The sequence below is a fragment of the Patescibacteria group bacterium genome (assembly GCA_023473585.1).
In the GTDB taxonomy this organism is placed as follows: Bacteria; Patescibacteriota; Microgenomatia; order JAMCYU01; family JAMCYU01; genus JAMCYU01.
On record JAMCYU010000009.1, the window covers coordinates 66,470 to 86,382 of the forward strand.

20 protein-coding genes and 1 tRNA gene are annotated in these 19,913 nt (G+C 40.3%); 8 read left to right on the forward strand and 13 right to left on the reverse strand.

Annotation, left to right across the window (positions count from 1 at the left end):
* The first annotated feature begins 41 nt into the window (after positions 1–41).
* The 3 genes from M1575_03510 to M1575_03520 are packed head-to-tail and all read left to right on the forward strand — an operon-like array spanning position 42 to position 2,189.
* On the forward strand, positions 42–1,022 hold the full coding sequence (locus M1575_03510) for a DDE-type integrase/transposase/recombinase (protein ID MCL5095766.1): 981 nt from the start codon (positions 42–44) through the stop codon (positions 1,020–1,022).
* A gap of 53 nt (positions 1,023–1,075) precedes the next feature.
* A complete protein-coding gene (locus M1575_03515) occupies positions 1,076–1,576 on the forward strand; it encodes a hypothetical protein (protein MCL5095767.1) in 501 nt (166 codons plus the stop codon).
* Positions 1,557–2,189 (forward strand): hypothetical protein, encoded by a 633-nt coding sequence (locus tag M1575_03520; GenBank protein ID MCL5095768.1) that lies wholly within the window; start codon positions 1,557–1,559, stop codon positions 2,187–2,189. The genes M1575_03515 and M1575_03520 overlap by 20 nt, the downstream gene beginning before the upstream one ends.
* Positions 2,190–2,214: 25 nt before the next feature.
* Here the strand turns inward: M1575_03520 and M1575_03525 are convergent, their stop codons facing one another.
* The 4 genes from M1575_03525 to M1575_03540 form a co-directional block, all read right to left on the reverse strand.
* A complete protein-coding gene (locus M1575_03525) occupies positions 2,215–2,592 on the reverse strand; it encodes a hypothetical protein (protein ID MCL5095769.1) in 378 nt (125 codons plus the stop codon).
* 67 nt (positions 2,593–2,659) lie between these two features.
* Positions 2,660–2,806: a hypothetical protein gene (locus M1575_03530; GenBank protein ID MCL5095770.1), complete on the reverse strand. Its 147-nt coding sequence runs from the start codon at positions 2,804–2,806 to the stop codon at positions 2,660–2,662.
* A 3-nt stretch (positions 2,807–2,809) separates the two neighbouring features.
* Positions 2,810–3,916 (reverse strand): hypothetical protein, encoded by a 1,107-nt coding sequence (locus M1575_03535; protein MCL5095771.1) that lies wholly within the window; start codon positions 3,914–3,916, stop codon positions 2,810–2,812.
* A 151-nt stretch (positions 3,917–4,067) separates the two neighbouring features.
* The gene (locus M1575_03540; GenBank protein MCL5095772.1) at positions 4,068–4,433 is read right to left on the reverse strand and encodes a DUF1189 domain-containing protein; all 366 of its coding nucleotides are present in this window, start codon (positions 4,431–4,433) and stop codon (positions 4,068–4,070) included.
* Positions 4,434–5,061: 628 nt separating this feature from the next.
* On the opposite strand from M1575_03540, the gene M1575_03545 reads away from it, so the two are divergent.
* Positions 5,062–6,192: a hypothetical protein gene (locus tag M1575_03545; protein MCL5095773.1), complete on the forward strand. Its 1,131-nt coding sequence runs from the start codon at positions 5,062–5,064 to the stop codon at positions 6,190–6,192.
* A complete protein-coding gene (locus tag M1575_03550; protein ID MCL5095774.1) occupies positions 6,189–6,824 on the forward strand; it encodes a hypothetical protein in 636 nt (211 codons plus the stop codon). The genes M1575_03545 and M1575_03550 overlap by 4 nt, the downstream gene beginning before the upstream one ends.
* A gap of 1 nt (position 6,825) precedes the next feature.
* Here the strand turns inward: M1575_03550 and M1575_03555 are convergent, their stop codons facing one another.
* From M1575_03555 to cadA, 6 genes are all read right to left on the reverse strand, one after another.
* Positions 6,826–8,994: a WD40 repeat domain-containing protein gene (locus tag M1575_03555; GenBank protein MCL5095775.1), complete on the reverse strand. Its 2,169-nt coding sequence runs from the start codon at positions 8,992–8,994 to the stop codon at positions 6,826–6,828.
* Positions 8,995–9,368: 374 nt separating this feature from the next.
* Positions 9,369–10,301, reverse strand: a complete 933-nt coding sequence (locus tag M1575_03560; GenBank protein MCL5095776.1) for a thioredoxin domain-containing protein — start codon at positions 10,299–10,301, stop codon at positions 9,369–9,371.
* 4 nt (positions 10,302–10,305) lie between these two features.
* Positions 10,306–11,520 (reverse strand): cysteine desulfurase, encoded by a 1,215-nt coding sequence (locus M1575_03565; protein ID MCL5095777.1) that lies wholly within the window; start codon positions 11,518–11,520, stop codon positions 10,306–10,308.
* A 41-nt stretch (positions 11,521–11,561) separates the two neighbouring features.
* Positions 11,562–12,293: a DsbA family protein gene (locus M1575_03570; GenBank protein MCL5095778.1), complete on the reverse strand. Its 732-nt coding sequence runs from the start codon at positions 12,291–12,293 to the stop codon at positions 11,562–11,564.
* 179 nt (positions 12,294–12,472) lie between these two features.
* The gene (locus tag M1575_03575; GenBank protein MCL5095779.1) at positions 12,473–13,372 is read right to left on the reverse strand and encodes a cation diffusion facilitator family transporter; all 900 of its coding nucleotides are present in this window, start codon (positions 13,370–13,372) and stop codon (positions 12,473–12,475) included.
* A gap of 10 nt (positions 13,373–13,382) precedes the next feature.
* On the reverse strand, positions 13,383–15,296 hold the full coding sequence (gene cadA, locus M1575_03580; GenBank protein ID MCL5095780.1) for a cadmium-translocating P-type ATPase: 1,914 nt from the start codon (positions 15,294–15,296) through the stop codon (positions 13,383–13,385).
* 791 nt (positions 15,297–16,087) lie between these two features.
* Between cadA and M1575_03585 the strand changes: the two genes are divergently transcribed.
* Positions 16,088–17,461, forward strand: a complete 1,374-nt coding sequence (locus M1575_03585; protein ID MCL5095781.1) for a hypothetical protein — start codon at positions 16,088–16,090, stop codon at positions 17,459–17,461.
* Positions 17,431–17,739, forward strand: a complete 309-nt coding sequence (locus M1575_03590) for a hypothetical protein (GenBank protein MCL5095782.1) — start codon at positions 17,431–17,433, stop codon at positions 17,737–17,739. The genes M1575_03585 and M1575_03590 overlap by 31 nt, the downstream gene beginning before the upstream one ends.
* Here M1575_03590 and M1575_03595 read toward each other — a convergent pair.
* A tRNA-Asn gene (locus M1575_03595) sits at positions 17,710–17,784 on the reverse strand. The genes M1575_03590 and M1575_03595 overlap by 30 nt on opposite strands.
* Positions 17,785–18,081: 297 nt before the next feature.
* Here M1575_03595 and M1575_03600 point away from each other — a divergent pair.
* Positions 18,082–18,336: a hypothetical protein gene (locus tag M1575_03600; protein ID MCL5095783.1), complete on the forward strand. Its 255-nt coding sequence runs from the start codon at positions 18,082–18,084 to the stop codon at positions 18,334–18,336.
* 18 nt (positions 18,337–18,354) lie between these two features.
* Here the strand turns inward: M1575_03600 and M1575_03605 are convergent, their stop codons facing one another.
* Positions 18,355–18,738: a cupin domain-containing protein gene (locus M1575_03605; protein ID MCL5095784.1), complete on the reverse strand. Its 384-nt coding sequence runs from the start codon at positions 18,736–18,738 to the stop codon at positions 18,355–18,357.
* A gap of 88 nt (positions 18,739–18,826) precedes the next feature.
* Complete coding sequence (gene rpoD, locus M1575_03610) at positions 18,827–19,912, reverse strand: RNA polymerase sigma factor RpoD (GenBank protein ID MCL5095785.1); 1,086 nt, start codon at positions 19,910–19,912, stop codon at positions 18,827–18,829.
* Position 19,913: the final 1 nt, after the last annotated feature.

The window sequence follows — 19,913 nt, forward strand, 5'->3', positions numbered from 1 at the left end:
ACACTTGGAAAGATGTGAAAGGAATGTACAATGGCGTAACTATGAGGTTACGCTATTTATGGCCAAAAGGCCTTTCTAAACAAGTCCATCTTCTTTCCAGGGAGGGAAGAAAAAAGTTAGAGTGGATGGATTGGTATTTAACTCACGGCAAGAACGCCCGGGCAACGTGTCGGCATTTCTCTTTATCCCCAGACACCTTCTATGGGTGGAAGAAGAGATTTAGAACCTCTGACTTAAAAAGTCTTGAAGACAACCATAAAACCAGAAGACTAAAACATCTAAGAGAAATGGTTATTCCTTTGTGGTTAATCGACAAGGTAGTTAATATCAGAAGAAATGATCCGGAGAAAAGTAAGTATGAAATTAAGGAAGAGCTAAAAAGAGAAGGGGTTAAATTAGGTTCTTCAACAATCCAGAAGATTATTAATCGTCATCCTGATCTTTTGAATTGCCAACATGTTAACCATGTAAGAAACCGTAGAAGACTGGCTATTACCAGAATTAAGGCTGCCAGAGAGCTCAAAGACAAAGACCCGGGGTCATTAGTTCAGATCGATACCAAACACTTATATATTTTAGGCCAAAGATTTTATCTTTTTGCGGCTATTGATAGCTTCTCCCGGATGGGTTATATTTCCTGTTACCAAACAGGTTCGTCACTTTCTGCCAGATTCTTTTTAGAAGAATTAAAGGAATATTTCCCTTTGGACATTAAGGCCATTCAAACAGACAATGGATCAGAGTATCTTTTAAACTTCCACCAAGCCTGTCAAGGTTTAGGTCTAACCCATTATTTTACAGATCCCTATTGTCCTAAACAAAATGGCCGAGTCGAAAGATTTATTCAAACAGCCACTTACGAGTTCTTCAACTGGCAGGATGATCTTTTAGATGATATATTAATGCTTAAGGAAAGTTGCCAGAGATTTAATATTAAGTACAACAACGAACGATTTAATCAGGCCTTAAACTACCTGACACCAAAAGAATATTTACAAGAGAGGCAAGCGTACGTCATCTAGGTGTCCAGCACAAAAGTTTGACACACTTTCTTTTACGTGTTAAGGTAGATACGATGATGAAAAAAATAATCTCTTTAATTTTTATCGCTGCTCCCTTAATTTTAGCTTCATCCTCTGCCACGCTCGCTCACGCGAAAAGTCCTGTTGTCTCGCCGGCCAATCCCACAACCACGCCCACAATCATGCCGACAATCACTCCAACACCGACCATCGTTAAAAGTGATTTTGCCATAGATTTAGAGGAGGGCGAAAAAGAGACAGCCAATGACGAAGAAGTGAAAAAACACCAAAAAGAGCAAAAAGACAATGAGAATGTCGGCGTCAACGAACAGGGCGAAGATGAAAACGAACAAGAAGAAATTGAAGAAAAGGATATGGAGCAGTCAAGCGAGGATTTAAATGAAGATTTGGACGAAGAAGAAAACGATAACGACAAAAATCCAGAACAAGAGGAAAATGAAGAGGAAGAAGAAACAATTGAAAATAGAAATGTCACCCCGGGAGTAACCAGTACTTCCCGTGAACAACCTGCCAATGGAAGAAATAACAACTAAACCAATTTCTGAAACCAAAACAAATCTGCCGGCTAATGATGGAGAAGTCAAACCTACGTCAGTGCCGGATGAGACGCCAATTCTGCCCCAAAAATCCCCAAATTCACCAAAGACTTTATGGTATATTCTCGGCGGAATCGTCGTGGTTCTTCTGATTTCAATTGCCGGAATATTTGCCGCTTTACAAAAACCCAAAAAAACCACCCTGCCGACAGCGCAGCCGACTATTCAACAACCAATACCTTCACCAAAACCAACCCTACCTCGCAGTAAAGCGCCTGGGATCGTTACTAATGTCCTAACCGCCTCCTCTCTTGACGCCCAAGGCAAAGCTGTGACCCCGATTACGACTTTTGCTAAAACAGAAAAAAACATTTATCTGGCCTTAACGGTTAATAAGCCAGCCGTGGGAACAAAAATTGAATATATCAGATATTTAAACGGAAAATATTTGGATAATGGCACCAATAAAATCTTAAAACCCAATATTACTTACACGAGTTTTGTTTGGAGCTTAACTAAAACTGGAGCCGCACATCCGATAGGAACCTATAAAGTCAAGGCCTACACCAACGGCGTCTTTGAAAAAGAAACTTCATACACGGTTCAATAACCTCGCTAGTACTTTTGCTCCCAGTTTAAGGGACTCTATCCTTAGGGTTGGCTTGCTTTTTTTGGGTATTAAAAAATCCTGAAATAAACACAAAAATACCACTAATCAAAACCAGCCATTTGGCGATAAAAATCCAAATAAATAATATTTGAGCTTCCGAAGGGACCATTAGAGCCGATATTGACATCATGGTAAGTACCGGCCCGGGTAAAAGAGGAATAAAAGAATAAAACAAACCAAGGAAAAGCAAAATGATACCAATAAATAAATTATTTCTTTTAGTTAAAAGCAAGACTAAACAAAAAATAATCGCCACGTTAAAAAACATCAGCCATAAATACAAACCCAATAAGCCGGCTTTAATAATCACCCAGAGTAAATCAACAAGGAGTAAAAATCCCAAGATTTTGCGTATCCAAAGAAGTATTTTATAAAACAGCAACGGAAGAACGGTTTTTTGGACTTTTTCTTTAATAAAAACCCATCAATAATAAAATAATTCCCAAAATCAGAAAATCCAAAGAGATACTGGCAACAAAATCAGATTTAAAAAAGATAAAGGTTGAAAGAAAAGAAAATACGGAAGCGAAGATAATCAAAAGGCCGATTTTTTTCACTAACTAAAGTTTTTGAGTAAACCAGAGTTTAATTTCTTCTAATGCCTTGGAGTTTTTGATCGTCCAGCCGCCTAAATCGGCCGGCGGGTCTAAGATGATAAATCCGGCAACTTGTTCTTTTCCTTGCTCGAAAATAATTTGGTGAACTTTAACCTTGCCCTCTTCGCTAAATTTTAAGGCCCCGCCCCAGACTCCCACTTCGGCAAAAATAACTTTGGGAACAGCGTCTCTTTTGGCCGCCTTGTTGGCGTTTTCAACCGCACCTTTTACGATGGATGGAAAAGAGGAAAGGCTTTGGGTTTCTGCTCCTCCGGGCGCCGTAAAATCGATTCCCAGAAGATCATAACCCTTAAAATTAATCTGTTGGATTTGCGGATTAACTCCCAAGCCGACTTTCCATAAAACCTTGCCCTTATAATTACTTTTTATTTTCGGCAGGATTTTTTGCCCCCAGGAAGAAGAAACCCCTATTCCCAGCTTCATATCCGCCTCATTAAGGGGCGAGAAAAACTCAAATTGATATTTTTGGGCCAATTTAGACAGATCTTCAATTAAACTGTCGTATTTATCCATAAAACCAGGAGTAGCGGCTACTTCTTTAGGGATTCGCCTCGGTTCGCCCCCGGAACGGCTGTTTAAATCAGTGGCGTAGTCAAGTTCCGGCGACATAAAAACCCTGATGCCGGCTTGATAATATCTGGCCGTTATTTCGTTTAAACGCTGATCCAAATAATCCAAGGGAAGAGCTTGGATTTCGCCTTTATCGTTAATTTTAATATTCGGCGCGATCCCGACAATATTGACGCCCGTAGCGCGCAAGATTTTGGTATCGTTCATCGGCTGGCAGGCATCTTCCATAAAAGAACAGGGCAGCCAAAAGCCTTTGTAAACAGAGACTTTTCCCGAAGGAGGTTTTACTTTTGGCTTAAGAGTATCGAGAGAATATGATCCGGCACCACCAGGCCGCCCTCCCCAATCTTGGCTCGGTCCTCCTCCTGGCGGCCCGCCGCGGAAACGACCTTGTCCAATTAAAGCCGCAACCATACCCACGATCACAATCAGAATAAAAACTAAGAATAATTTACGAAGAGACAATTTCTTTAGTACCATAAAAGATTATTACGTGTCAGATTGTAAATGCTTTTTAGGATTCGCTTTGTCTAATTACCGCTTTTAGGCAAAGACTCACACACCACGCCGTCTTTGTCGCCATCAAGACGGTTGATGTCGTTCCTGTGCCTCCGACTTTTTCAAAAAAGGCCTAGGCTTGGGGTTGAGTTTTAAAATCATCACAGTTATAATCATTGGCTTTTTTCCCTTTAGAAGAGTCCGTGGTGATATTTCCTAATTTATCAAAAAGAAGATTTCCCTGTTTGTCTCGGCTGACCTTTGATTCTTGAAAAGATTTTGTCTGCCAAAGTTTTCCTAAATCCCAATCATTCTGTGAAACTTCAAGTCCCAAAGCCGCCAAAAGGGCAATAAAAGCGACTATAAGGACAAGCCGCAGTTTTTCAAAGAAAAAAAACAGGATGGCGACAATAGCCAGAAGAAAAATAATAAACCAAAGCCGAAATTTATGGCTGCCCCTAGCTTGTTGAAGCATTGAAGGTTTTTCTTCTTCCTTCATAATTTTATTATATTTTTTCGTTGGTTAATTTGCAATACATAAAAGGAGTAATTTTAAATCAAGACTTATGGGAAGACAGGTGTTTATTTGAAATCCTGATTTCGCTATGAACATGGTAAAGAGCGGCAAGAATCGCTAGGGATAAATAGACATTCCAAATAGGGATGTCATAGAATGTTGCACAGGGACTTTTTGATATAGGCGAAATGACTCCGCAGATCGCACTGTATAATTCCCGGTCAAAATTAAACATATCGACAACAGCAACCAGAAAGAAAAGTAAGAGAAAGATGAAGAATAAACTATGATAACGAATTACGCTTATAAATTTCATCTCTCTTTTATAGTATACGCTTCTTTTAAAACTTGCAAGTCTCTAAAAACAGGGAGATAAAATCAAGCCGATACTAGGCATGAAGGATTTCCGAAGAATCAAATCATTTCAGTTTTTACTTAAAGAGAACTTATTATTATTCCTCCGACAATACTCGCAATTAAAGCTATCAAAAACCAATTCATGGTTGAAGTATATCAAAAAAGTCTTCTAAGTTAATACACTGTATTTTTAGTTGTAAAAAATATTGAAATTTGTTTAACTTATATTAGGGTTAAACCAATATAAAAAACAATGAAGAGAATTAAATTATCCAAACGGCAATTTGGGCTTATTGTTTTAGGTTTACTGGTTCTGCTTAGTTCTCTTTTTTTTATTTATTTTCGGCAAAACCGGCTGGGCTTCTTAAACGGTGGGCCTGGACAACAACCAGGCCGGGGACAAAGGCCGGAAGGGGCGCAAGATTTTGGCGGATCCCCTCAAACGACAAATAAACCCCGCTGGAGTGGTCCAATTCCCACTCCTCCTAAAGATAAAATTACTTTTTATAAAGGCCTTTGGGCAGGCACGTGGTTTTACCCTGAACAATATAGCGGAGTAAAACCTGAACCTGAAAAATATAAAAGTTGGGGAGTAAATATTGTTAATATTCAACCGGGTTTTGAGATTAACAGCCGCGGCGAGACGCGCTATCCCATAGACTATCCCACTTATGAAGATCTAGATGCCTGGTTTGGCCAGTTGGCTGAATTATTTTATAAAAACAATATCCATCTGGCGATGACGGTGATGATTCATTATAAAGAAGAATTTGTTCGCGGCGTTGACTGGGGAGGAGAAACCGCCTATGTTCCCAAAGAAAAAACTCAAAGTCAAGGGTATTTTAAAAATTATGATGTCATCGTACAGGATATGGCTAAAATTGCCGAGAAATACCATTTTGATCTCTTTAGTCCGATGGGAGAACCGGAAAACGTGTTTTTGGATGCCAAACTGGCCTCTGACTGGAACCAGCAAATTCTTCCCAAGATTAAAAAATATTATCACGGAAAGGTTTATTACAAAGGAGATTTACATAAAGGCCAAGGAAACACCATGAACTTTAAGGGCTATGACGTTTTGGGAATGGTTACCAGCCCTACTGAACCACAGGCGACTAAAGAAGAATTAAGAAAGTCGTTTGATTTTGACATGGAGAGAGTTCTTGTTTGGGCAAAACGAGATGGGGCTTCCGAGGTAGTAATATCTGAACATGGTTATCTGGGAGAAAACAAAATGGCCCCACCTGAAAATATTGGAATTGTTTTGGAAGAAGGTAGTAAAAAATTAAACGGGGTCTTTTTGACCGAACCCTTCCCCGCCGTTTTAAAAACAACCCAAGGAGAACAAATAGTTGGAGAGATGAAACGATGGTTTCTAAAATGAAAACAATCGCCTACGTTTCGGGGAAAATCGAAACAAGGAGTCGAGAATGTTTTGTTGGGGATCAAAAAGTCGATTGCCCGCAAAGTGGTAAAGCGTTTACCACCGGAGGCGACAAACTCGATCTCTTGCCGCAAATTCCTTTTTTGGAAAAACGCGGTGATCCGATTTTCTTCACCATTCTCCTTGCCACCATTATCTTTTTTGCCGCGCTAACCGTATTCAGGATTAAAATTTTTGGCAAAACTTTGGCAGAATACATTAAGCCAATTTGGTTTCTTATTTTAATTTCCATCGCGGCTGTAGCCTGGCAGTATTTGTTTGGACTGAAGATTGATGATAATTTTATGTCAATAAAGATTAGCCAGTGGCTTTGGGAGATATGTATTGCCGTTTCGGCTTATAAATTAATTAAAAACTCAAATTTTGGCTATGGCAATTTGTTTTTCTTGGGAATTTTGTACAGTCTCATTATTCACGGACTAAAGGTCACGGTTAGATACCTTTTTTACGAAAAGACGTTTTTATATCTAGCTGACAGGTTTTTATACGGGAGTTTGCTCGTAATGATGATTATCTTTATGGGCGGATCAATGTTTCTCTACTTCAGGCAAAAAGGGATAATCAAATTTTAAACTAATCCCCTCCCGAACAATCCTTAGGGCAGCTTTCTTTTGTCTCACCCAAACCTGGTTCACAAATAGTATTTCCGCACCCGCTTTCAGTCTTTCCTCTATTAATTACACCGTCTTTATTTTCATTCTTAATCACTTTCCCTGACGCTGGTTTTGTCTGCTCACCCTGTTTTAATAATTTTGCATCAGGGTTCTTATTAAATAAAACTGTTGTTATCGTCAGAATCAAAAATAAGGTCGTCAAGATTATCAGCGCTATGGTAACTTTTTTCCCTGTAAGTTTTAAAAAAGAAAGTTTAGAAATGTTAAACTGTGTCAGTATCTTTTTTTGACTCTCAAGGAATTTTAATTTTCTAACTGCCGTAAAAAGCCCAAGCAATAGTGCAAATCCTAAAAAGCCAAAACCAAACAACATGCCCGGGAGTTTTCCTCTGGTTGTTTTAAAATTCGGGTCGCAATCTTGTTTGCAATTATCAATTGCTTCCGGTCCTTCGCATTTTCCATCGCCACAAAGACTTGTCGCTGCTTTTTGACCCGTGCCATCTCCTCCCATCGTGTCATTTCTGGGTTTTGGCTCGATAACCGTCGTACATGGGAAAGTTTTACCGCTGCTATTAATGCTTTCAAAAAAATAAACTGATCCTCCCGTTCCAGCTGCGATATATTTTCCATTTCCTGAAATATCGATTTCCTCAACATATTCATCAAAAGAAATCTCTTTTCCGACTTCGTTACCTTTTTCAAAAAGATGAAGTTTTTTGTCTGTTCCGCCGGCCGCGATAAAACTGCCGTCATCACTTATATCCACCCCTCCCAAAGCCGTGTTGTTGACAACCCACGTAGCAACAGGAGAACTTTTATCCTTTTCAAAAATATACGCCTGCCCGCCAAAAGTCGCCGCCCCAATAAACTTTCCATCAGGGGTAAAGTTTAAGGCTCTGACCGAACTGCCATTTTGCGTTGGGAATTTCCATACCGGTTCTTTAGAATCTGTTTTAAAAAGAAAAACGGCTCCGGCGTCAGATTCGCTGCCGATAGCCGCGAGTGTTCCGTCAGCAGAAATTTTTGCCCGATGGACAGGAGAATCTCTGGTTAGCATCTCTGATTGAATCAGCGGCGTGTTTGAGTCACGCGAAAAAACATAAAATCTTCTATCCGGGCAACCTGTTGCGCCAACAACGAATTTTCCATCGCTGGACAAAGAAACGTCATGGAAATTACCGGAAGAGTGATATTGCCACAGCGGTTTTTCGCTTTTTTCGTTCCATAAAATAAGAAGATTTGAATTGGTGTTTGATTCTGTTCCGCCTGTTCCGGCGGCCATATATTTCCCGTCTTTGGAAATGGCCACGTTATAGGCATTTCCTACATGATTATAGCGCCATAAAGGCTTATTGCTTGAGCTATCAAAGAAAAGAGTGCTTTCGGCAATTGAAGCAATAATTTTTGAGCCGTCTTCGGAAATAGCGATTCCGCCTTTTAGATCTCCCCCGATTTCATTATTCTGATCATGGGTGTAAACCCATTTAGGTTCTTTGGTATTATTCAAGTCAAAGAAATAAACATGGCGCGAGGTTTTAGCCGCTAAATACTTTCCGTCATCCGACAAGGCCACTCCGCCAACCCATTCTTCTTTAGTCGGATAGCTTAAAACCTTTTGTCCGTTTTTACTGTCTATAACCGCAATTTCATTTTTGTCAAAAGCGCTATCAAAAAGAACCGGCCCATTATCAGGAGAATCGATTATTGAGGCGCGCGCTTTTCCTAAACCGTTTGAGGCCTCAAAATAGTAAAAGTTAGATCCCAGTTTATTGGGAACAAATTTATATTCGTAGCTAACACCCTTTTGGTAATCTTCCTTGCTCGGTGAAACATCTGGAGAAGTTGTATCCATCTCAATCGGTTTGCCGTTAAAGATAATTCTCATGTATTCGGGTTTTCGGCCTTCTTTATCGCGATAAGTAACCGTATATGTATATCTTTGGCAAACCGGTCCCCACATGGGATAAACGAAATTATTAAAAAGTTCAGGATCATTTGGCGTTTTTGGAAGCTTGGGAATAATACCGGAAGTTGTCCATGAGTTTGGAATATTTTTATCTTCGGCAAAGACGGGATTAAAAAAGGAAAAAGCAAAAATAAAGATTAAAACCAACCCTAACTTTTTCATACTCTATTTCATTCTAGCAAAAAATTAAACAGGAAGTAAATTGTGAAGTCATATTAAGTGCCAACTGGTTTACACTGAGTTTATCGAATGTGCTCGAACGATGGTATGATTATAGAACAACTGACTGGGCAAGTGAGCTGGAATATCCAGAGTTTACAACGAAGGAAGTGAATCGCTTCCTTCACATTAACTCGCGCTTTCTGGCTTCACCTCCCATGCCTATTCCATCAAGAAACGAACTGCTTCATCCAGCGTAACGCCGTCTGTTGGCTTGTAGCAGGCTTTCATGACTGGGACGGCGTAAGTTTTACTTCTGTTTGGCTTCATCAACCCTGTTAAGCATATGTTAAGGATGCAGAAAAATTAAAGACTGGTTACCAAAACCTCCAACCCTTTAAGGCTCTTTCATAGACTCGGGAGGGTTTAGAACCTACAAACACCTCACCATTAATAAAAATAGTTGGCGTTCCGTAAATGTGGATTTTCTGAAGCTCAACAGACTGTTTGCCGACTGCTTCTTGAGTAGATGGATCAGCTATACATTTTTTAATTTCGGAAAGATTATAACCAACCCCTGAAGCAATATTCTCGACAAAACTGACGCTGCTGATCTTTTCTTTATCAGAAGCGAATATCTTATCGTTAAGCTGCCAAAACTTATCCTGATCCTGTTTGTAAGCACAGTAACCAAACTCTGATAGAAAATTTGTCTCACTCTTAACTGGGAAGTGGGCAAAAGTAAAACTCACATCGTTACTTTTGACCAGCTTTTGAATCATCGGATAAGCCTTGCGGGTATAATCACACTCATAGCAACCGATAAAAACAATTTTATCTTTGGCGTTTTTGTTTTTGACAGGGAAAATATCAAGATTAACTCCGCTTAAAGTCAAATCTTTTTCTGTGGTCTTCTCTGAACTACACTGGGTAGAAACCTGTGATACTTTATTATTTTCTCCCGCAGGGTCAAACACACAAAAACCTGATTTATTTAACCCGTTACAGCTTCCATAAAGGTAGTAGTTGTATCCACCTTTAATAACAAAAAGGGTGCTTCCAATGGTCAAAATTACGAATGTCCAAGATATCAGCTCAAAGTGTTTATTAAAGATACGAGCAGCAAGGACAGAACGACTTAATAATTTCCCCACAATCTTGCCTTTAATTTTTTCATTGAAGCCTGTCGTGCAAGGTCTAAAGGTAACCCGCCTTAACACACAATCAAGTGCTTCTTTGGCTAAAGCACGGTGAGTAGCGCTAAAAATACCCAAGATTGAAAAGACAATAAGAGCAATGATGCAAATCATATATTTAGTTTAATACCCGTAGCACCTTCTTCAAACTTTTAACAAAAATATCAACTTCTTCGAGAGTGTTATAAAAATACAAAGAGGCTCGGACAGAACCTGCTATTTTCCGAGAGGCAAACCAGGAATGAACACAGTGTTGCCCAGAACGAACCATAATATTGACACTTTGATCAAGCATTATGGCTATTTGATGTGAATCAACTCCTTTGATATAAAAAGAAATAATCCCACTTCGCAGGTTTGGATTTTGATCGCCTATAATCTTGAGTTTAGGAATGTTAACAATCTCATCGGTAATAAATTTATTAAGCACCTGTTCCTGTCTAGTAATGGTTTCAAAACCCACGGTTTCCAAATACCTTACCGCCTCACCTAACCCGATAATGCCAGCGTAATCTTGGAGTCCTGCCTCAAACTTTTCAGGAGGCGGGAGAAATTCATGAGACTCATAAGTGGAGGACGAAACAGTATCTCCGCCAGCTAAAAATGGATCGAGCTTTTCTAGAAGGCGGTATTTGCCATATAGAACACCTGTCCCCGACGGAGCTAGCATCTTATGACCCGAAAAGGCTAAAAAATCCACATCTAGGGCTTGTACATCAATTTTATGGTGTGGAACAGTCTGGGCAGCGTCTAAAAGCACTAGCGATCCCACCCCGTGAGCAATCTTTATCACATCAGAAGCAGGAATGGTCATTCCGTCCAAATTAGAGGTAAAACCCAAAGACACCAATTTAACCCGCTCATTCATCAAGCCCCTAAATGCCTCGAGGTCAAAAGTATTATTTTCTTTTGTAGGAGCAATTTTATACTCAATACCGATTTTTCTTTTCAAAACTTGCCATGGAATAAGATTAGAGTTATGCTCTTTGTCCGAGATTATAACTATATCACCCTGACGAAATCCTAGTGAATGAGCAATCAGATTTATTCCTTCTGTAGTATTGCGAGTGAAGACAATTTCCTCCTTGCGCTTAGCGTTAATAAAACGAGCTACTGTTCTTCTTGTCTCGTCACACTTTTGGGTAACAGTTTCTGCTAAGCGGTGCATACTCCGTCCACCACAAGCAGAATAGCGTCGATAGTAGTCAGTAATGGCATTTATAACAGACTGGGGGCGTAAGCTCTGGCAGGCATTATCAAGATAGATAATAGGTTTATTGCCTAGACTTTCTTGAAGCAAGGGAAAATCTTGACGGATGCTCTTTATATTCATAGGTCGTTGATTGTAAATTGGGCTTGACGCTCATATTTTCATTATTGCCCTAGAACTTTGTCAATTAAAGGTTTTACCTGTTCAAAAGGCAATGCTCCTCCAATAAACTCTTTCTTCCCATTCTTGCCAATAATGATTGTTCCTGGGGTTCCTTGAATCCCTGTCTTTACTCCACCTGCCATATCGTCCTTGACATGCTGGGCATATTTCCCGCTATCAAGACATTGTTTAAATTTATTACTGTCTAAGCCCAACTCTGAGGCAAGGGGAACCAGTTGATCAAGCGCAAACCCAGTGCCATTTGAGGTGGTTTTTTCATAAATTGCATCTGTATACTTCCAGAAGGCATCATTACCTCCTTGTTCGGCTGCGCATTCAGAAGCCTCTGATTCCTTTTGAGCGTTAGCATGGAATCCTAATGGGTATTGGCGATATACCCAAGCCACTTTATTACCATATTCTTTAACAACCTGTTGCATGGTTGAATGGAAACGCTTACAGAAAGGACACTCAAAATCTGAGTATTCAACCAAAACCACATCAGCATTTTTATTGCCTAATATATGGTCTTTATCAGAAACAGGTGGAATAGCGTCTAAGTTTTGCTCAGGGACTTGTGGAGCTTGCTGTTTCGCCTGTTCACCTTTTACTTGAGCAATGGAGTCTCCTGAAACGACTTTCTTTTCCAGTGATTGAACCCTAGTAAACAAATAACCAGAAAAAATAAATCCTACAATGACTAACAATATAAGAACTTTATTTGTGTTTTTCATAATCATCATTTTAATTAATAATAACTTCTACATATTGTAGAAGGTTGATTAACAAAAAGTCAATAGGTTTTACCAATAACAATCGGTGTAAATCCGTATTGCTTGAGAAAATACGCGAGTGTACATCCTGCGATGCCGCCGCCTGAAATGAGAACTCTTTTATTTATATTTTCCATCTATTACATCCCCTCATCCGTTCGTTCATCGTGATGCGGGCCTTCTGTGAGTTCTGTTTCAATTGTTGCGTGCTCTGTATGAAATTTTTCAGACAGCATTTCTTTGATCCTTTCTTTTATTTCCATACTTTCCTTAAGCGTACTGTCTTTAATGATAAGATGACAGCTTAATGCTACGCTTGTTGTTGATAGCGCCCAAACGTGCAGGTCATCAAGTCCTGTTACTCCAGGCATCGCACAAATAGCTTGTTTAATTTTTGTAACATCAGTTCCCTCAGGAGTACCTTCAAGAAGGGCATGGAGCGCGTCCTTTACCACACTCCATCCACTGTACAAAAGCATGATACCGATAATGATACTGATAAACGGATCAATAAATGTTTTTCCGGTCAGAACAATAATTAGACCTGCAAAAAGCGCCCCAACTGAAGCAAGCGCATCCATAGCCATATTCAAAAACGCACTTCGAATATTCAAATCACCGCGGCTTTTGAAAAAGAGATAGGCGATACTGCCGTTGATCAGAATGCCGACAAAGGCAACTATCATAACAAGCCCACCCTCAACAGGTTGGGGATTCTGAAACCGTTTATACGCCTCTATAAAAATATAGACAGCTAACCCAAGTAGAATCAACGCGTTAATGAGTGCAGCCAACACGGTAGCCCTACCATACCCATATGTTTTATCAATGTTCGCTTCTCTTTTTGCAATTTTGGTTGCAAAAAATGAAACCAGAAGACTCATTGAATCAGTTAAGTTGTGTGTGGCATCAGAAACAAGTGCTAAACTGCCTGAAATAATCCCAATACCAAATTCAAAGATCGTAAAACCAGTATTAAAAATAAGACCAAGCTTGAGCTTGTTATCTAAATTAGTTGGTACCTCATGCGATCCACTCATATGTTATTTTCTAGACTTTTTTCTGACCAAAATTAAATAACCTCAAACTGTTAACCACGACCAATACGGTTACCCCCACGTCTGCAAATATAGCCAGTACCAAACTGCTTTTACCAGCTAGTGCAAGAGAGAGGAAAAGAAGTTTTACACCAATTGCGGTTGCAGTATTATAACGGATTTTCTGAACAGATTTTCTACCCAACTCAACAAGGAAGGGAATAAGCGTCATGTTATTATTCATCAGAGCCACATCGGCATTCTCAATCGCTACATCAGAACCGATTGCTCCCATAGCGATGCCAACAGGAGCAGTAACCAACGAAGGAGCGTCATTCACGCCGTCTCCTACCATACCTACATGCTTATATTGACTAATAAGTTTTGACAATTCAGCTACCTTCTGGTCGGGGAGCAGTTCTGCTCTAACCTGCTTTATACCTATCTGCTCAGCAACAAAAAACGCCGAAGATTCGTTGTCACCCGTAAGAATGACTGGTTTAATTTTCATACGAGTTAAAGCGTTTATCATTAACTTGCTATCTTCCCTAATCTCGTCAGTAATACCTATAACCCCAGTTACCTTCTTATTGTCACTCATAATAACCGTCGTTTTCCCTTGTTTTTCAAATGCTTCAACTTGTTGAATAACTTCATCTTCAACCGCATGCTCCTCGGTAATAAACTTAATATTGCCCATACAATGATGTTTATCGGTGCAGACTAAACAGTCGCCTCTCAATCCTTTTCCTGACACTGCTTCAAATTTGGTGAATTGATGAGGATTGAGATTATGCTTTTTAGCTTCTTCGATAACACTCAGGGCTAGTGGATGTTCGGAAAAAGACTCTATCCCAGAAGCACAAGCCAGAACATCCATTTGGGTAAATCCATTAAAAGGCACGATGTCAGAAACCACGGGTTCTCCTTTAGTGAGCGTTCTTGTTTTATCAAAAGCAATCGCCCTTATTTTTCCTAATTCTTCAACAAACCTACCGCCCTTAATAATGACGCCCTTTTTAGTGGCGTTACCAATGGCAGAAAAAATTGTAATAGGGGTCGAGATAACTAAGGCGCAAGGACAGGCAATAATGAGAAGAGTTAGTGATTGGGTAAACCAGGGCGTAAATGGCTCTCCGAGGAAACCAACTGGCACCAGAACAAGAAGAAATGCGGCTACTATAACAAAAGGCGTGTAATAGGAAGCGAACTTCTCAATAAACTTTTGCGAATGAGACTTTTTCTCGGCTGAGCTGTAGGTTAAATCTATAATCTTGGAAAGTGTACTATCTTCTGCTGTTTTGGTGACCTGAATTTCCATATAACCATTCCCGTTAATTGTTCCCGCATAAACAAAATCTCCTTCGTGCTTATTTTTAGGTAAAGGCTCGCCAGTTATTGTTGCCTCATCAACTAAAGACATTCCCATAATAACCTTACCATCAAGCGGGATTTGGTCACCTGGCTTTACTATGATCACATCACCGATCCCTATCTCCTTAACAGATGTCTTTCCTGTTTTACCCTTCACTTGGGCAGTTTTGGGAGTGTTGTCAACCAGTTCTTTCAATGCAGACTGACTCTGTTCTATCCCAAAGTCCTCTAAAGCATTTCCTAGAGCAAAAAGAACGACGATAATCACAGCCTCTTCCCATTCCTGAAGGTATACCGCCCCAGCGATAGCTATGGTCATTAAAAGATTAATGTCTGAAAACCGAAGATGCAAAAGACTGCGGATACCGCTAGTAAAGACAGCTCTACCGAAGATAATGATGAGAGTTATAAAAAGCGGCAGTTCGACCCATTTAGGTAAATGGGTTGAGAAAAAAGATAAAATCTCAAAAGGTAGAACTATCAAAAATGCTAACAACAGATACTTAAACTTCTTATTTTGTAAAAGCTCTCGATATTTTTCTAGATTTTTCATACAAATTAATATACTCTTGAATTGGCTTGGTTTCTACAATTTGTAAAAACACTTTTCTCATTATACGAAATTCCAAGCAAAACTTTAAGAGCTTTGTGCTTCTTTGCAGATCGTAACGCCGTGTGTTGACCTGTGTGGGGCTTTCGTGCCTGGGGTGGAAGGTTGGCCTTCGTTCGGATTCAGAAGCCTCGTTGGGGATGTGTTGAGGGAATTGAAGGTTAGTAACTACAATCTTTGATGTTTGCCCAGTCTATAGGTATTCCAGAGTTTACCCTATTCAGAACACAATCAGCTGTAATTATAAGCCATATTACGGCGATCACTATAAACACAATAGCCACAACCCTCTGCTTTTTCATACACACTTTTATTCTACGACAACTGCTTTAATTCTTGAAAAGCGATACGGTATTCCAATACTGAATCTCCTTGTTGCCGCTAATACTTATACGGATAGTTGGATACGACCAGGGTCTACCATCCAACCCTTCTGGTAATTTGTAACCTTTGTCTTCCCAGAACCATTGGTGTAACTCACCGTTTGATTGGAGTGAATAAGTAAACTGTCCCCATATCTGATCAAGGTTTGGCACGGCTCGTTTCAGATAGTCCAGAGCGATATTTTCTCTCTCTCCGGTGCTGATTCGGTTGGTCTTTCAGTATTGAACCATGAAAAAAGAGTCCGAAGAAAAGAGTTTGAAGTCCCTAACATCATCAACTCCTTAGATATTTGCATTATACCCAAATACTAATACCAAAAACCCATAAATGCAAAAAATAAGGTAGCAAAATTGGAAGAAGAATTACTGAAGATACCAACGACAGTAAAAGCTAAATCTGGAGGGACGGGCAGTTCCCCTCATCTAACATCTCCTATCGGAGAAGTACCTGGAGCTGGAGCCCGACTTCCCAGGTCTTCAGAACCTAAAAGTATTATACCACAAAATGTCAAATTGGCAAAAGACCTAGAGGACTTTCTCAATGGGAAGGTAAACGATTTAATGCCCAACCGACCAATGTATAGGATTACTAAAGGAGGAAGGGGAGCGGGGGGGGCTAGTTCGGTCCTCCAAAAACAACCGAAGTCAACATTATCAAACCAAAGAGCAATAAAATTGCCAGCGGGGTCGCTAAAACTAGAACTACCATTTCAACAATCCACTTTGAATCAATCTTCATCCGTCCCGATTATATCACGGAATACAAGAGATATTTTGACTGGAGAGGGATTAAAGGAGAAGAAATTAGTAGGAAGATTAAAGACTAATGAAAAATACCCGACAGAGCTTAGGCAGATGCTAGAGGGTACTTACGTTCCGCAAAGCAATGCCCAAACAATCTCGAATGCCAAAAAACTAGTCAGGCTTGATCCGAATGCCGCCGAAGCAAGAGCCATGAATCCTCAAAACGCTGTTGATCAAGCTATCGGAGCGGAATTATTTAATTATCACATGGATAAAGGAAACGTTGCCAAAGCTAATGAGATTTTAAACGCCACCGCAGGAACAAACGAAGGACAAATGATCCAGATTTTATCGCAGTACGACAAAACAACTCCTCAAGGAGCTATTAAATTCGCTCAAAATGCGGTTAAAGAATATAACAAAATTCACGTAGATCAACCACTACAATTATCAGATACTACTATACAGGACATTTATAAAAAGGCTAAAAATATTCAAGTAATGCCAGAAGGCAGGGAAAGAAACATTGCCGCCAACGACCTCATAAATCAGGTTAATAATTTAATTCCTTCAAGTATTGTGGATAAAGCCGTGACTGTTTGGAAGGCGGGGCTTTTAACCTCTTTAAGAACTCACGAACGAAATTTGCTTGGTAATACTATCCATGGGGCTGCCGAGGTTTTTAAGGATATCCCCGCAACCGCAACAGATATGCTTTTGTCGCTAAAAACGGGCAAAAGGACACTTACTCCGACATTCCAAGGAACAGGAAGCGGGGCCAAGCAAGGATTACAGGCGGGTAAAGATATTATTATTAAAGGTTACGACCCAGAACAGGCTATTTCTAAGTACGACGTTCAAAGAGTTACTTGGGGTAATAACCCCATAGAGCAGGCCTTAAAGATTTATACAGAGACTGTTTTTAGAACTCTCGGAGCATTACAAGCGATATGTATGACAGCAAAGCGTCTGAGTATATAAAAAGACGGGACGATTTAGTCTTGCAGTTAGAAGAACATAACAACGCCGACAGTAATTATTATGTCGAGGCTGAAAAGGTGCTGGACGTTACGCAAAGAGCTTACGAAATTTTCAAAAGTTCTGAAGAAGAGGAAAAACGGGAATTTCTGCAATATATGCTTCAGAACTCTGTTTTAAAAGGAAGAAAGCTTGAACTGACGCTCCAAAAGCCCTTTGACGAGATACTCGAGTACGCTTCCCGTCAACTATGGCTCCCCCGAGAGGATTCGAACCTCTAACCTTCTCCTTAACAGGGAGCCGCTCTACCATTGAGCTACAGGGGAATATTTTGTTTTAAATGTACAATCGAGTTTGCGTTTTACGCTCAAATTATACCTTATCCATTGTTAATTGTAAATTCAATCTCCCCCTTCAAGTATAAGTTGCTTCTTTTTACCGAAAATGGTATAATACGCTTCTTAAAGGCAATTTGAACTTTTAAATCTGTTTAAATCGAATTTTGTTTTGAAAAGTAAGATAAAGATACTCTAAACTTTTTAACTTCGTATCTTTCTTCTCTTTAGAACTCTTCAAAATTTAAACAGTTTTAACGGTTTAAACTTAGGTTTAAACTTAACTTTATGCAAAACAAGACTGACAATCTCTGTATCAGGTGCGGTAAGCCAAGAGTTGACGTTAAGACTTGGAAAGAATGTGTTAAGGGGATTACCTTCACCCATACCACGACTTCATGTCCCGATCCTGAATGTCAAAAACTCGTTGATAAACAATTTGCCGTGGAAAAAGCCAAAAAAGAAGCGATTGAAAAAGAAAAGCTGCAAAGAATGGCCGCCAATAAATTAGCTCATCAAAAAACTTCGAAAAAGCCCCGCTAAAACTTACCAAACTTCGGTTTAAAGATGATCTGTCGTATCCGCCATGGCTTCTTCTTTTGTTTTATGAATAATCGCGTCCTTATGTTGAGGCGGCGTATAAATGGTATAGAGTTTTAACTGTTTGTCGGCTGATGTGTTAACGACATTGTGTTCGGTTCCGGCCGGAATCACGATGGCAAAGCCGTCTTTGATCGCCTGTTCTTCGCCGTTAATTAAGACTTTTCCTTCGCCCTGCTCAATTCTAAAGAATTGGTCAACGCTTTGATGCACTTCAAGGCCGATATCTTCGTTTGGCTGCAAAGACATGACGACCAATTGAGAATGGGGTCCGGTAAAAAGAACTTGACGGAAGAAGCTATTGTTTAAGGTTTTTTCCTCGATGTTACCTACAAAACCTCCCATTTTTTATTTTCACCTCCCCTCTTCGTGTATTAAGACCATTTTAGACAAAATTTGGCAGGATGCAAGATGGTAAAAAGAGGAGGAAGATTTATTCTAAATAGTCTTTGAGTTTTTTGGATCTTGAAGGGTGTCTTAATTTTCGCAACGCCTTGGCCTCAATTTGTCTGATTCGCTCTCTGGTCACGGCAAATTCCCGGCCGACCTCTTCCAAAGTTCGGGGTCGACCGTCATCCAAACCAAAGCGCAGGATTAAAACTTTTTTCTCCCGGTCAGAGAGAGTGGACAAAACTTCTTCCATGTGTTCTTTTAAAAGCTGACGGGTCGCGGCATCATAAGGCGTCGGCTGAGTCGTATCCTGGATAAAATCGCCCAAATGAGAATCTTCCTCATCGCCAACCGGCGACTCAAGCGAAGTCGGCTCTTGCGAGACCTTAACGATTTCGCGGATTTTAGAAACGTCAATCCCCATTTCCTGGGCGATTTCTTCGGGCGTCGGTTCTCTCCCCAACTCCTGCATCAGGCGTCTTGAGGTTCTGACAAAACGATTAATCGTTTCGACCATGTGGACCGGGATCCGAATCGTTCTGGCCTGATCGGCAATCGCCCGGGTGATCGCCTGTCGAATCCACCAAGTCGCGTAGGTTGAGAATTTAAAACCGCGCTGCCAGTCATATTTCTCTACGGCCCGAATTAATCCCTGGTTCCCTTCCTGGATTAAATCCAAAAGCGACATGCCCCGGCCGACGTATTTTTTGGCAATCGAAACGACCAGCCTTAAATTCGACTCGATTAACTTTTTCTTAGCCGCCCGGTCGCTTTTTTCAATCGCCTTGGCCAGGGAAATTTCCTGTTCAAAATTAAGAAGCGGCACGCGACCGATTTCGCGCAAATACATTCTGACCGGATCTGAGACCTCGCCCACCCCAATGGCCGCCAAAGCTTCAAGTTCTTTTTCCAATTCAGACACCGGTTTGACCTGTTCCTCGTCCTCGGAAACCGTCTCGAAAACATCAACGCCCACTTTATTTAACTTATCAAAAAGCTCTTCAATTTCCGGAATATGATGCTCGGCCTGTGGAAAAACCGCCAGGATATCATCCTGGGTGATAAAGCCCTGTTCACGGCCCAAAGACAAAAGATCCGCAACAGTAGAAAGGGTTTTTGGTTTAGTCATT